Origin of the sequence: Pantoea sp. X85, from assembly GCF_029623675.1 — a bacterium.
GTDB classification, from domain to species: domain Bacteria; phylum Pseudomonadota; class Gammaproteobacteria; order Enterobacterales; family Enterobacteriaceae; genus Pantoea; species Pantoea leporis.
In genome coordinates this window covers 86,726-100,717 of record NZ_CP121108.1, presented here as the reverse complement: position 1 = coordinate 100,717, position 13,992 = coordinate 86,726, and the positions used below count along the sequence as shown (strand labels likewise).

General features: G+C 55.6%; 12 protein-coding genes. 9 read left to right on the top strand and 3 right to left on the bottom strand.

Annotation, left to right across the window (positions count from 1 at the left end; translation table 11 throughout):
- Positions 1-11 precede the first annotated feature (11 nt).
- The 9 genes from P6287_RS00485 (at position 12) to P6287_RS00445 (ending at position 10,797) form a co-directional block, all read left to right on the top strand.
- Complete coding sequence (locus P6287_RS00485; protein ID WP_277974340.1) at positions 12-1,529, top strand: ABC transporter substrate-binding protein; 1,518 nt, start codon at positions 12-14, stop codon at positions 1,527-1,529.
- Between the two features lie 17 nt (positions 1,530-1,546).
- On the top strand, positions 1,547-2,488 hold the full coding sequence (locus P6287_RS00480) for an ABC transporter permease (protein WP_277974339.1): 942 nt from the start codon (positions 1,547-1,549) through the stop codon (positions 2,486-2,488).
- A 2-nt stretch (positions 2,489-2,490) separates the two neighbouring features.
- A complete protein-coding gene (locus P6287_RS00475) occupies positions 2,491-3,372 on the top strand; it encodes an ABC transporter permease (RefSeq protein WP_101763820.1) in 882 nt (293 codons plus the stop codon).
- 9 nt (positions 3,373-3,381) lie between these two features.
- On the top strand, positions 3,382-4,980 hold the full coding sequence (locus P6287_RS00470; RefSeq protein ID WP_277974338.1) for a gamma-glutamyltransferase family protein: 1,599 nt from the start codon (positions 3,382-3,384) through the stop codon (positions 4,978-4,980).
- Between the two features lie 323 nt (positions 4,981-5,303).
- Positions 5,304-6,017, top strand: coding sequence for a DUF3053 domain-containing protein (locus P6287_RS00465; protein ID WP_110867877.1), 714 nt, complete (start codon positions 5,304-5,306; stop codon positions 6,015-6,017).
- A gap of 457 nt (positions 6,018-6,474) precedes the next feature.
- Positions 6,475-8,409: a PTS mannitol transporter subunit IICBA gene (locus P6287_RS00460; RefSeq protein WP_101763823.1), complete on the top strand. Its 1,935-nt coding sequence runs from the start codon at positions 6,475-6,477 to the stop codon at positions 8,407-8,409.
- A gap of 94 nt (positions 8,410-8,503) precedes the next feature.
- Positions 8,504-9,652, top strand: a complete 1,149-nt coding sequence (gene mtlD / locus P6287_RS00455; RefSeq protein ID WP_222213162.1) for a mannitol-1-phosphate 5-dehydrogenase — start codon at positions 8,504-8,506, stop codon at positions 9,650-9,652.
- 60 nt (positions 9,653-9,712) lie between these two features.
- Positions 9,713-10,258, top strand: a complete 546-nt coding sequence (mtlR, locus tag P6287_RS00450) for a mannitol operon repressor MtlR (protein WP_199559727.1) — start codon at positions 9,713-9,715, stop codon at positions 10,256-10,258.
- A 176-nt stretch (positions 10,259-10,434) separates the two neighbouring features.
- The gene (locus tag P6287_RS00445; protein ID WP_007893377.1) at positions 10,435-10,797 is read left to right on the top strand and encodes a YibL family ribosome-associated protein; all 363 of its coding nucleotides are present in this window, start codon (positions 10,435-10,437) and stop codon (positions 10,795-10,797) included.
- A 7-nt stretch (positions 10,798-10,804) separates the two neighbouring features.
- Here P6287_RS00445 and P6287_RS00440 read toward each other — a convergent pair whose 3' ends face one another.
- From P6287_RS00440 to P6287_RS00430, 3 genes are all read right to left on the bottom strand, one after another.
- Entirely contained in the window at positions 10,805-11,767 is a 963-nt protein-coding gene (locus P6287_RS00440) for a VirK/YbjX family protein (RefSeq protein WP_277974337.1), read from the bottom strand.
- Between the two features lie 188 nt (positions 11,768-11,955).
- Positions 11,956-12,573, bottom strand: coding sequence for a superoxide dismutase [Mn] (gene sodA, locus P6287_RS00435; protein ID WP_277974336.1), 618 nt, complete (start codon positions 12,571-12,573; stop codon positions 11,956-11,958).
- A 160-nt stretch (positions 12,574-12,733) separates the two neighbouring features.
- Positions 12,734-13,759 (bottom strand): LacI family DNA-binding transcriptional regulator, encoded by a 1,026-nt coding sequence (locus tag P6287_RS00430; protein WP_101763827.1) that lies wholly within the window; start codon positions 13,757-13,759, stop codon positions 12,734-12,736.
- Between the last annotated feature and the right edge of the window lie 233 nt (positions 13,760-13,992).

Sequence of the window (13,992 nt, the reverse complement as noted above, 5' to 3'; positions counted from 1 at the left end):
GGAGATACACCGTGAAGCAAGCTCGTCATACGTTATTAACCGCCCTCAGCGGTCTGTTACTGCTCGGGGCTAGCGCCCACAGCCAGGCTGACAGCGTGATTCGCATCGGCCTGGGCGCCGATCCCGACATGCTCGATCCGCATCTGGCGCGCACCTATTACGGCCGTTTTGTGTTTGCGGCCATGTGCGATCGTTTGGTCGATGTTGACCAAAACCTCAAAGTGGTACCGGGTCTGGCGACCGATTGGGCGTGGAGCGAGGACGGCAAAACGCTGACCATGAATCTGCGCAGCGGCGTGACCTTCCACGATGGCGAAAAATTTGATGCGCAAGCGGTGAAATTCAACATCGAACGTGCGCAAACGCTACCGGGTTCGCTGCGTAAAAGTGAAATCTCCTCGATTGAAAGCGTGGAAGTGAGCGGCCCGATGCAGGTGAAGTTCCACCTGAAAAACCCGGATGCGGCGCTGCTGAGCCAACTGACCGACCGCGCCGGAGCCATGCTGGCACCGGAAGCGGCGAAAAAGCCCGATTTCGCCGCTCATCCGGTCTGCTCTGGCCCGTATCAGTTCGACAGCCGTGTTCAGCAGGATCGCATCGTGCTGAAGCGCTATGACAATTACTGGAATAAAGGCGCCTATCACTTCGATAAGGTGATTTTCCTGCCGATCCCGGATGCTTCAGTGCGCCTCGCGAACCTGCGTGCGGGCGATTTGGATCTCACCGAAGGCGTGGCCGCCAGCGATGTGAAAACCGTTGAAGCCGATAGCAAACTGGCGCTGGCAAAAGTCACAGGTCTTGGTTATCAGGGCATCACTTTCAATATCAAAAACGGCAAAGTCGATGCTAATAGTCCGCTGAAAGATGCGCGGGTGCGTGAAGCGTTCTCACTGGCGATTGACCGTGATGCGCTGAATCAGGTGGCGTTTGAAGGCTTATATACGCCAGCCAATCAGGCGTTTTCACCGGTCAGCGCGTATCACGTCAAAACACCGATCGCACCGCGCGATGTTGAGAAAGCCAAAGCACTGCTGAAGGCTGCGGGTGTTACCACACCGCTGAATCTGACGCTGCTGGTCAGCAATAACCCGACCGCGCAGCAGGTGGGCCAGGTGATTCAGGCGATGGTCGGTGAAGCCGGTTTCAACCTCAATCTGCAAATGAGTGAGTTCGCCACGCTGTTGGATCGCCAGCAGCGCGGGGATTATCAGCTTAGCCTGTCGGGTTGGTCTGGTCGTCCGGATCCGGACGGCAGCATCTATTCGTTTATTAACAGCAAAGGCACGCTCAATGACGGACGCTACAGCAATGCGCAGGTCGATGAGTGGCTGAATGCCGCGCGTCTCACCAACGACCAGGCACAGCGTCAGGCGCTCTACACCCAGGTGGTGAACCAACTGCAAAGCGATATGCCGATTGCTTACCTCTACTTTGAGCCACGCATTTTTGGCATGTCGAAAAAACTGCAGGGCTTCAAAGCCTGGCCGGACGGATTGGTACGTTTGGCTGGCGTAAGTCTGGCGCAGTAAACCGCTAAGGAGCGAGGATGCTGGAACTGATTGTAAAACGGCTATTGCTGGCCATTCCGACGCTGCTGCTGGTGAGCATTATGGTGTTCGCACTGCAAAAGCTGCTGCCGGGCGATCCGGTGCTGGCGATGGCGGGCGAAGAGCGCGATCCAGCGGTTATCGCCCAGCTGCGGGCGGAATATCATCTGGACGATCCGATTCCCGCGCAATATTTCGCCTGGATGGGTAATGCGCTAACCGGCGATTTGGGCATGTCGCTGCGCACCAAAGAGCCGGTGACGGCGCTGATCGCCAGCAAATTGCCGGTCACGCTGGAATTGTCATTGCTGGCGATGATTATCGCGCTGGTGATTGGCATCAGCATGGGCATCATCGCCGCGATGCGCAAAGACAGTTGGGTCGATCACACCACCAACTTTGTCGCGCTTTCCGGGATTTCAGTGCCTCACTTCTGGCTCGGTATTCTGCTGATTCTGCTGTTCTCAGTACACCTGCAATGGCTGCCGGCATCGGGTTTTGTGCCGGTTAGCGAAGATGTGGCGCAGAACCTGAAAACGCTGCTGCTGCCGGCGCTGGTGCTTGGCACCGGACTGGCCGCCACGTTAATGCGCCACACTCGCGCTTCAATGATCGCCGTGCTGAAAGCGGATTACATTCGCACCGCACGCGCCAAAGGGCTGCTGGCAAAGAAAGTGGTGCTCAAGCATGCGTTGCGTAATGCGCTGATGCCGATAGTTACTCTCACCACGCTGCTGTTTGGCGAGTTGCTGGGTGGCGCGGTGCTGACCGAGCAGGTCTTCACGCTGCCCGGCTTTGGCAAGATGATTGTCGATGCGGTATTCAACCGTGATTACGCCGTGGTGCAAGGCGTGGTGCTGGTGGTGGCGATTGGCTTCTTGCTGCTCAATCTGCTGGCTGATGTGCTCTATCTGATCATTAACCCGAAAATGCGAGGCTGACCATGAGCGAGGTATTAACCGCTGGCGCACTGCCTGCAGTGGCAAAGCCGAATCGTCGGGTGCTGAAAAAGTTCCTGCGTAATAAAAGTGCGCTGATTGGTGCGGTGATTGTGCTGCTGTTTGTCGCCGTGGCGCTGCTGGCACCGTGGCTGGCACCGTTTGATCCCATCAAAGCCAATTTCCTTGCGGTGCGTAAAGCACCTACGGTGCTGCACTGGTTTGGCACCGATGAGCTGGGGCGCGATATTTTGTCTCGCCTGGTGTGGGGCGCCCGTACTTCGCTGCTGGCGGGCTGCATTTCGGTGCTGATCGCCATTCTGATTGGTGTGCCGCTTGGGTTGATTGCCGGTTACTGGCAAGGCTGGTGCGACGGCATTATTTCGCGCTTTATCGAAGCGCTGCTGGCATGCCCGTTTCTGATTCTGGCAATCGCGCTGGGAGCGTTTCTCGGCCCGAGCTTATCAAATGCAATGATTGCCATCGGTTTATCTGCGATGCCGATTTTCGCGCGCTTGACGCGCGGCCAGGTGATCGCCATTCGCCACGAAGAGTACATTGACGGCGCGCGAGCGATTGGCCTGCCCGATCGCTGGATCATCCTGCGTTACGTGCTGCCCAATGTGCTATCGCCAATTCTGGTGCAGGCCACGCTGGCGATTGCTTCGGCGATTATTACCGAAGCCAGCCTCTCATTCCTTGGCCTCGGCCAGCAACCGCCCTCGCCTTCATGGGGTGCGATGCTGAATACCGCCAAAGGCTTTCTCGAACAGGCGCCGTGGATGTCGATTTTCCCCGGCCTGGCTATTTTTCTCACTGTGCAGGGCTTCAACCTGCTGGGCGACGGTTTGCGCGACGCGCTCGACCCACGTGATGACTCACACTAAGGAACGATCATGAGTGAACTGGATTTTAACGTCAGCTATGCCTCACACCGCGTACCGATGATGGGACGCAACGCGGTTGCCACTTCGCAGCCGCTGGCGGCGCAGGCCGGGATGCGTATGTTGCAACAGGGCGGCAATGCGGTAGATGCGGCGATTGCCAGTGCAATGGCGTTGACCGTGCTGGAGCCTAGCGGCAACGGACTCGGCAGTGACGCCTTTGCGATTATCTGGGATGGCAAACAGCTGCACGGTTTGAATGCCTCGGGCCGCTCGCCCGCCGCATGGAACCCGGAACGCTTTGCCGGGCGCGATGCCATGCCGGAAATTGGCTGGGAAGCGGTCACCGTGCCGGGCGCGGTTTCGGCGTGGGTGGAGCTGGCCGAACGCTTTGCCAAGCTACCACTCACCACGTTAGCGCAACCGGCCATTGAATACGGGCGCGATGGTTTCCCGGTTTCACCGCTGATTGGTCATCTGTGGCAGCGCGCCTACCACAAGCTGAAAGATCAGCCCGGCTTCGTCGAGTGCTTTGCGCCCGATGGACGACCGCCGCGTGCCGGCGAGCTGTTCCGTAATCCGGCGCAAGCCGAAACGCTGCAAAAAATCGCCGAAACGCGCGGTGAGGCCTTCTATCGTGGCGAGCTGGCTGAAAAGATAGTGGCGTTTGCTGAGCAGCATGGTGCGGCGCTGAGCCTTGATGATCTGAAAAATCATCGCGCCGACTGGGTAGAATTGTTATCGCGCCCGTTTGCGGGCGGATCGGTGCAGGAACTGCCGCCGAACGGTCAGGGCATTGCCACCCTGATTGCGCTGGGCATTCTTGAGCAGTGGGATATTGGTCGCTATGAACCGGATTCGGTGCCGTGGCTGCATCTGTCGATTGAAGCGATGAAGCTGGCGCTGGCCGATCTGGATCGCTATGTCAGCGATTACGATCACCTCGAGTTTCCGGCAGAATTGCTTCTCAGTGATGAGTATTTAAAACAGCGCGCGCAGTTGATTAATCCCGATCGGGCCGGAGATTTTACCTTTGGCTCCCCGCAGCAGAGCGGCACGGTTTATCTTTCTACCGCGGATGCCAGCGGCATGATGGTGTCCTTTATACAGTCAAACTACATGGGCTTCGGTTCTGGCGTAGTGGTGCCGGGCACCGGCATTAGCCTGCAAAATCGTGGCTGCGGTTTCTCACTCGATCCGCAGCATCCCAATGTGGTCGCCGGCGGCAAACGTCCGTTCCACACCATCATTCCGGCATTTGCCCTCGACGGTGACGGCCAGCCGCTGATGTCGTTTGGCGTGATGGGCGGCCCGATGCAGGCGCAAGGTCATTTGCAGATGGCGCTGCGTATCATGCAGCATAAGCAAAACCCGCAGGCAGCGATTGATGCACCGCGCTGGCGCGTTGAGCAAGGACGTGCGGTGGTGGTTGAACCCGGCATCGACCGTAACGTGCTGGCGAAGCTGCGCGAGATGGGGCACCAGATCACGCTGGAAGATCCTTTGCTCGGCTATAACTTCGGCGGTGCGCAGGCGATTGTGCGCGATCCGCAAGGCTTCTATATCGCCGCCACTGAAAGCCGTAAGGATGGGCAGGCGCTGGTGTTTTGATTTAACGTGTTAAAACGGTCACCATAATGGGTGTAATGCCGATCAGCTAAGCACCTTATTAAATCACCGCACATTCCGTAGCGGCGCGATTTATCGCGCAATAAATTGCGCCGCTACAATATGTGCTCTCGGTAATTATGGGTTTTCATGTCTTAACTGACGAGCATTACACCATAATGGGTGACCCTGGAATTCCGCCATTTCCTTATCGGGTGCGCATTTATGCGCACCAGGCAAACGCCGCCCGTTGTACCCGTCAGGCCATTGCACTATTCTTTAGGACCATTCCCATCGAATCGAATTAGCCATAACAGGAGTTCATCATGGCGTCAGGAATTTCTCGCATCTGGATGCGTACCGGCATGCTGATGGTCAGCGCGTTAGTGGTGCTGCAACTCACAGCCTGCGGTGACAAAGAGGGCGATCAGCGTAAAGCGTTCAGTGACTTCCTTCAGAACACGGTGATGCGCAGCGGCGAACATCTGCCAAGCCTGAGTGAAAACCAAAAGCAAACCTTCGGCAACTACGCCAGCGACTACGCCATCCTTTATGGCTTCTCGCAGCAGACCAATCAGGCGATTGAGCAAGGTATGCGCCCGGTGGTTGATGAGTTAGCAGCGATTCGTGTACCGCAGGATTACCTCACGCGTCGCGATAGCCTGCGCCAGGCCAGCGGCAATCTGAGCGTGCTGACCCAGCAGATTCAGAGCGCCAAAATGCAGGCGGACAGCAGCAAAGCCACCCTGAAGCAGCCGGATGATCTGAAGAAAGTGTATGACGCGGCCTACGTCAAAGTCGTGACGCAGCCAGCGAGCACGCTGATTCCGCTGCTGCCACAGCTGCAGGCGCTGAGCCAGGCAGCCGTGCAAACCGGTGACTATCTGCAATCGCAAGGCACGCGCGTAACCTTCAACGATGGCGGCGTACAGTTCCCAACCCAGGATCAGGCAACGCAATACAACACGCTGATGAGCAATCTCTCCAGCAACGCGCAAGCGCTGACGCAAGCGCAAAATGCGGTGCAAGGCGGGTTGTAACAGCCGAACTATTTTAGTGGTCGCCATCAATGGCGACCCTGAAAGTCTGTTGTCCCTTTCCAGAATTTCGTCACTTCCTTACAGCTCACTTGTCTGCTGCAGCATATTGTGATCTGGCGCATTTTCGACCAAAAATAGTTTGTGACATTGATCACACTTACACAACAAAGCGCCCACCTTAAAAGGTGACTTTAGTCACATTCATCGCCTTGTTTTGCTTAATTTTTCAGCATCGTTGCTTTCTTACAGCGCCTTTTTGTGATCGATGTCACCTTTTCGCCCCCCAATCACCCCAACTTAGCGTGATCTGCATCACACTTAGGTGCAGCTCTACGCAGCGTAATAAACTAGTGCTAGAGTCCGCGTGCATACAGTAATGCCACGGCCCCCGCCGTAACGTTCAAACAAAAACAAACGCGCTCTCTTATTGCAGCGCGTCTCAATAAGGGGTGGGTTTATGTCCTCATCAGTAAAGGTCAAGGTTCAGAGCTTTGGTCGCTTTCTGAGTAATATGGTGATGCCTAACATCGGTGCGTTTATCGCATGGGGTATCATCACTGCGCTGTTCATCCCAACCGGATGGATTCCAAACGAAACGCTGGCGAAACTCGTCGGCCCAATGATCACCTACCTGCTGCCGCTGCTGATTGGTTTCACCGGTGGCCGTCTGGTTGGCGGCGATCGCGGTGGCGTGGTCGGTGCGATCACCACCATGGGCGTGATCGTCGGTGCCGATATGCCGATGTTCCTCGGCTCCATGATTGCCGGTCCGCTGGGCGGCTGGGCAATCAAATCCTTTGACCGCGTTGTTGATGGCAAGATCAAAAGCGGCTTCGAGATGCTGGTTAACAACTTCTCGGCCGGTATCATCGGTATGCTGCTGGCGCTGCTGGCGTTTGTCGCTATCGGTCCACTGGTTGAAGGCCTGTCTCACATTCTCGCCGCGGGCGTGAATCTGATGGTGCAGAACAACCTGCTGCCGCTGACCTCAATCTTTGTTGAACCGGCGAAAATCCTGTTCCTTAATAACGCCATTAACCACGGTATCTTCTCGCCGCTGGGTATCCAGCAGGCGAGCGAGGCGGGCAAATCAATCTTCTTCCTGATTGAAGCCAACCCAGGTCCGGGTATGGGCGTGCTGGTTGCCTACATGGTATTTGGCCGCGGTAGCGCCAAACAATCTGCAGGCGGTGCAGCGATCATCCACTTCCTTGGTGGTATCCACGAAATTTACTTCCCATACGTGCTGATGGCGCCGCGTCTGTTGCTGGCGGTTATTCTCGGCGGTATGACTGGCGTATTCACCCTGACACTGCTGAACGGCGGCCTGGTCTCTCCGGCTTCTCCAGGTTCTATCCTGGCGGTGCTGGCGATGACGCCAAAAGGCGCTTACTTCGCGAATATCGCTGCCATTATCGCTGCGTTTGCCGTCTCCTTTGTGGTCTCAGCTATCCTGCTGAAAACCAGCAAAGTGAAAGAAGATGACGACATCGAAGCGGCGACACAGCGCATGCAGGATATGAAAGCGCAGTCAAAAGGTCAGGCTGTTGCCGGTTCGCCAGTTGCTGGCGATGCGATGAGCGTTGACCTGAACCACGTGCGTAAAATCATCGTAGCCTGTGACGCCGGTATGGGTTCAAGTGCGATGGGTGCGGGCGTGCTGCGTAAGAAAGTGCAGGACGCAGGTCTGAGCAATATCTCCGTCACCAACACGGCGATTAACTCGCTGCCGGGCGACGTCGATCTGGTGATTACCCACCGCGATCTGACCGAACGTGCGATGCGTCAGGCACCGCAGGCGCAGCACATTTCGCTGAACAACTTCCTTGATAGCGCGCTGTACAGCAACCTGACCGAACGTCTGGTGGCCGCTAACCGCAGCGAAGCGCGTCGTGAAACCGTGCAGACCACGCTGGCTGACAGCTACGACGAAGGCAACGCGCACCTGTTCAAACTGGGTGCAGACAACGTGTTCCTCGGTTTGAGTGCCACCCATAAAGAGCAGGCGATTCGCTTTGCGGGTGAGCAGCTGGTGAAAGGCGGCTACGTGCAGCCGGAATATGTTGATGCGATGCTGGAACGCGAAAAGCTGACGCCAACTTACCTCGGTGAATCCATTGCTGTACCTCACGGAACCGTAGAAGCGAAAGACCGCGTGCTGAAAACCGGCGTGGTGTTCTGTCAGTATCCGGCGGGCGTACAGTTTGGTGATGAGCCAGAAGACGTGGCGCGTTTGGTGATTGGTATCGCCGCTCGCAATAACGAGCACATTCAGGTGATTACCAGCCTGACCAACGCGCTGGATGATGACAGCGTCATTGAGAAGCTGGCCAATACCACCAGCGTGCAGGACGTGTTGGATCTGCTCTCGGGCAGCACCGTCAAAGCGTAATACCCCGTTTTACCTTCCCTGGGGCGGGTAAGCCCGTCCCACATTTCCGGGGCGGACTTGCCCGCCCTTTCGTCATTTGATATGGGTCAAATTTATGAAAGCGTTACATTTTGGAGCAGGTAACATCGGTCGCGGTTTTATCGGTAAGTTACTGGCAGATGCCGGCATCGAGCTGGTGTTTGCTGACGTCAATCAGGTGGTACTTGATGCCCTTAACGCCCGTCATGAGTATCCGGTTCATGTGGTTGGCGAACAGGCAAAAGTCGAAATCGTAACAGGCGTAAGCGCCGTTAACAGCACCAGCGATGACATCGTTACGCTGATTGCTGAGGTTGATATCGTGACCACAGCGGTTGGTCCGCAGATTCTGGAGCGCATCGCCGGTGGCGTCGCGAAAGGTCTGGCCAAACGCAGCGACAGCGGTAATGTGCGTCCACTCAACATCATCGCCTGTGAAAACATGGTGCGCGGTACCAGCCAGCTGAAGCAGCACGTGCTAAAAGCGCTGCCAAAGCAGTATCACGCATGGGTTGAAACGCATGTTGGCTTCGTTGATTCCGCGGTAGACCGCATCGTGCCGCCGTCCGAAGCGGGCACCACCGATCCGCTGGAAGTGACGGTTGAAACCTTCAGTGAGTGGATCGTTGATAAAACCCAGTTCAAAGGGGAATTGCCGAACATTCCTGGCATGGAATTGACCGACAACCTGATGGCATTCGTTGAGCGCAAGCTGTTCACTCTCAATACCGGTCACGCCATCACCGCGTATCTCGGCCAGCTGGCTGGTCACGCTACCATTCGTGACGCGATTCTCGATGAGAACGTGCGTGCGGTAGTGCAAGGCGCGATGCAGGAGAGCGGCGCCGTGCTGATCAAGCGTTATGGTTTTGAAGCCGATAAACATGCTGCCTATATCCAGAAAATCCTCACCCGCTTCGAAAACCCGTACCTGAAAGATGACGTTGAGCGCGTCGGTCGTCAGCCGCTGCGTAAACTCAGCGCGGGCGATCGCCTGATCAAGCCAACGCTGGGCACGCTGGAGTATCAGCTGCCGCACGATAATCTGGTTCAGGGCATTGCCGCCGCGATGCACTATCGCAGCGAAGCCGATCCGCAGGCGCAGGAACTGGTCGCGCTGCTGGCAGAAAAAGGCCCGCAAGCCACGCTGGCGGAAATTTCTGGCCTGGATGCCAACAGCGAAGTGGTCACCTCAGTGGTGAGCGCTTACAACGCTATGGCATAATGCGCGCCCTTTAGTGGTTAACTCGGGCGCGCTTGCGTGCCCGCTGGCGGTAGCTGAACGATGCAGGCAATGATGGAAGAGAAGCAGGCTTTTGAAAACCGGGTGCTTGAGCGCCTGAACGCCGGTCGTTCGGTGAGAAGCTTCCTGATCGCCGCCGTTGAGCTGCTGACCGAAGCGGTTAACCTGCTGGTGCTGCAAGTGTTTCGCAAGGACGATTACGCGGTTAAATACGCGGTAGAACCGCTGCTGCTGGGTGATGGTCCGCTGGGCGAACTCTCGGTTCGCCTTAAGCTGATTTACGGCCTGGGCGTGATCAACCGGCATGAGTACGAAGATTGTGAACTGCTGCTGGCGCTGCGTGAGGAGCTGAATCACGACATCAGCGATTATCGTTTTACCGATGATGAGATCCTCGGCCCGTTTGGCGAACTGCACTGCGTGGCCGCCTGGCCATCGCAGCCAGACTTCAACCGTGACGACGACCAACTGCGCTCCATGCAGCAACAGCGCTATCTGCAGATGGTGCGTTCAACCATGGTGCTGTCGCTCACCGAGCTGATTTCACGGATTTCGCATAAGCAGGTGTTTAAAAAGCCTGCGCTGTAGTTTTCGTATGAACAAGCGCGATGAAGCGTGCCGCTGCGGATAAGTGCGCGTGAGGCATCTACGTCTTAAATCAGCACGCATTGTCGCGGCGCGATTTATCGCGCGAAGTCATGCGCTGCAAAGTTGCCTGAATTTGATGTATCCTTTGCCTGTTTTCCTTAACGAGTTTTCCCCCAATGAAAGAACAAGAAAAAGCCGAGATCAAACTTCTGAGCGATCAGCTCGATGCGCTCAACCGCAAAGAAGCCCCGCTGTTAGCCTCTGGCGATGCCGAAAAGCTCGGTGAACTGCTGCGTGAAAAAGAGAAGCTGGAGCTGGAAATTGAGCGCCTGCGCGGTGTGCGCACCGAGAAGCTGAGCAAAGAAGCGCAACAGCTGCAGAAGCTGGGCTTTAGCCGCGAAATCACCAAAAAAGAACAAGCCAACATGGGCGCATTCAAGAAAAGCGTGCGCGGCCTGGTGGTGGTACACCCAATGACCGCGCTCGGACGTGAAATGGGATTGAAAGTGATGACCGGCTACGCGAAGCAGCCGTTCTAATCTTGACTTACGCGGCGTGTGAAACGTCGCGTAGGATGCCCGCCGCCTGATGAACTTGTTCATTCAGACTGTCCAGCAAGGCATAGCGACGGCGATACTCGGCGCGCTTCTTGCTGGCAATCTCTTCCAAAAATTTACGCTCCGCGCGTAACGGCAACGTAAATAGCTCATCGCCACGCGCCACGCCACCCAACGACAACCAAAACTCGCTGTAGCTGGCAAAGAACTTATCACCTTTACTGTGACGGTAGCGCAGGCTGCGAAACACGTGCGTGGTATCGCCAACGGCGGTGATCGCCTCAACGCCACACTGTTCCGCCAGATTAAATACTACTTCCATCAGCAGGCGTTTTGGGAATACGCCGTGCGCCGCTTTGGTGGCATCGCGAATCACATCGTTAGAAATATGCTTACGCGGCCCCTGCAATCCACCAATTAATAACGTGCGCTTCTGCTGTTCGCGAATAATTGAGAAAGAGAGCGACGCAATTAACTGCGTTTCATAGCGCAATTCCAAAGTAATTTCACCTTCACGGTCAAAGCGGCCCGGACAGCAGTGAATCACATACGTCTCATCATTTTTGCCGCTCAGGCTGGCCAGTAAATTATCACCCGGACTCTGCAACAGCTGACGCAGCGCCGCATTATCTAACTGATCCATCAACGTATAGTGATCGATGATCGCCTGTGCGCGCTGCGCCACGCTGAATCCCGCACGCAGATAAGGACGATGTGGCTTCGCCGGCAGCAAACCCTGCATGGTCAGCAGCTGTGGTAACGCAGATAATTGCGCCAACTGGTGCAGGTAATTAAAGGTAGTTACAGGAAAGACCAGCGATCTTAAGGCAAATTTCGCGCGAAATCTTCCGCTATTCCATAATTTATTTGGCCTGAACTTTCCGCTTATTAACGGCAAAAATAGCGGTGCTGACGAATCATTATTCGTCACAGAAGTTGTGATAGTAGACATGATTATTTAGGCTTGGCGAGACAAATTATCGCCACTATATGCCCCAAATTATCAACGGCAGGTTAATAGCTTTCGCAGCGGAATAGTCGTGTGCGGGAATATTCAGGTCGTTTAGCAAGGGTTTATAAAGGCGAAAAAAAACCGGTGAAGAGATCACCGGTTTAGTGCGTTGCGGCTATCGCCTGAACTTACTTCGCAGCAGCGAAACGTGCTGCAGCTTCATCCCAGTTCACTACGTTCCAGAATGCTTTGATGTAATCAGGACGTTTGTTCTGATACTTCAGGTAGTAAGCGTGTTCCCACACGTCCAGACCGATGATCGGCGTGCCTGAAACGCCAGCAACGGCTTCACCCATCAGCGGGCTATCCTGGTTTGCGGTTGAAACCACAGCCAGTTTGTCGCCTTTTTTCACCAGCCACGCCCAGCCTGAACCGAAGCGAGTAGTCGCAGCTTTCTCAAACTCAGCCTTGAAAGCTTCAACGCTACCGAAATCTTTTTCGATGGCGGCTTTCAGGTCGCCCTGCAGCGAGGTGCCCAGCTTCAGACCTTTCCAGAAGAAGCTGTGGTTAGCGTGGCCGCCTGCGTTGTTACGCAGTGGACCTTTTTTGTCTGCTGGCAGCTGATCCAGTTTGGTGATCAGCTCTTCTACCGGCAGGTCAGCGAATTCGGTACCTTCCAGCGCAGCGTTAGCGTTGTTAACGTAGGTCTGGTGGTGTTTAGTGTGATGGATTTCCATCGTCTGCTTGTCGAAGTGCGGTTCCAGTGCGTCGTACGCATACGGCAGGGATGGCAGTGAATAACTCATGTTCTTCCTCTCCATTTTAGTGTTTTGCAGCACCACCTCACTGGGCGTGCCGCGTAAGCAGTCGGATCATTATAGTTAAAAACATGATCCGTAAAAGGGTTATCAATGCCTTAGAATTGATAAGGATTTGATGAATCTGGGAAAAGGTGCGCACGCATGGCTACACCTTGTGGCTGCTGGCGCGCAGTTTAAGCTGCACCGGCAGTTCATTGATGGCTGGCGGCTCATCACCTTTGAGCGCCGCCAGCAGACGTTTACCCGCCATGCGCCCCATCTCTTCATACGGCAGCACAATGCTGGTAAGCGGCGGCGAACACACTGCCGCTAGCGGACCGCCGCCAATGCTGGCAATCGCCAACTGGCTGGGAATCGCAATCCCCGCCGCATGGCACGCCATAATGGCGCCGCAGGCCACTTCATCGCTGGTGCAAATCAGCACATCCAGCTCCGGCCAGGTCAGCCGAATTTCCGCCAGCAAGCTGTGCCCGGCGGCAAAGGTCGGCATTTTCGGCGAGGTCACCACGCGATGCGGCGCCTGATTCATCGCCAGCATGCCGCTGTGCCAGCCATTCAGCAGCTGGCGGAAGATGGTGTTATTACTTTGCGTGCACAGCAAACCGAGATTGCGATAGCCGCGCTCGACCAGACTTTGCACCAACTGGCGAATCGCTTTGGCGTAATCGACACCAATGCTGATCCCCGCCGAATCCTGATGCACGCCGCCAATATCCATGACCGGCAGCCCGGAATTGCTCAGCAGACGATGCGCTTCGGCGGCGTTATCGAAATTGAAATGCACCATCGCCGCCGGATTATAGGAGAGCAACATTTCGATCAGCTCGCTCTCTTCTGCCGCCGAATGGTTGGCTTCAGCCAGCATCATGTTATAGCCCTGCGGCCGCAGCACTTCCTGTAGCGCTTCGGACACAATTGCACTGCCCGGCGTGGCAAAAGATGGCACCACCATGGTGATCAGGCGTGATGTGGCCGATGCCAGATTGCTCGCCTGCACATTCGGCACATAGGAGAGCTCAATCACCGCCGCATCGATTTTGGCGCGAATTTCAGGCGACACTTTCTCCGGCATGCGTAGCGCGCGCGACGCTGTCATGGTGCTTACGCCCACCAAACGGGCAACATCGGCTAAAGTGCTTTTACCGGTACCGCGCCGTTTTTTTTCTGTCATGCGATCTCCTGCATTACTCGCTACTTTTTTGCCAGGACGCAGCTTAAAACCAAATCTGTCAACGCGCCATGTGAAAAACCACAGTTTCGGGCATGCCTCACCCCGCGATCTTTTCAGAATGATTGAGCATGTCAGGTGCTTGCAACCAAGACAAACGCACAGCAAGGAAATGTTAGCGATAACACGTTTTTTAACAATAACGGTGTTAGCGCTAACTTTTGCGACAATCATCA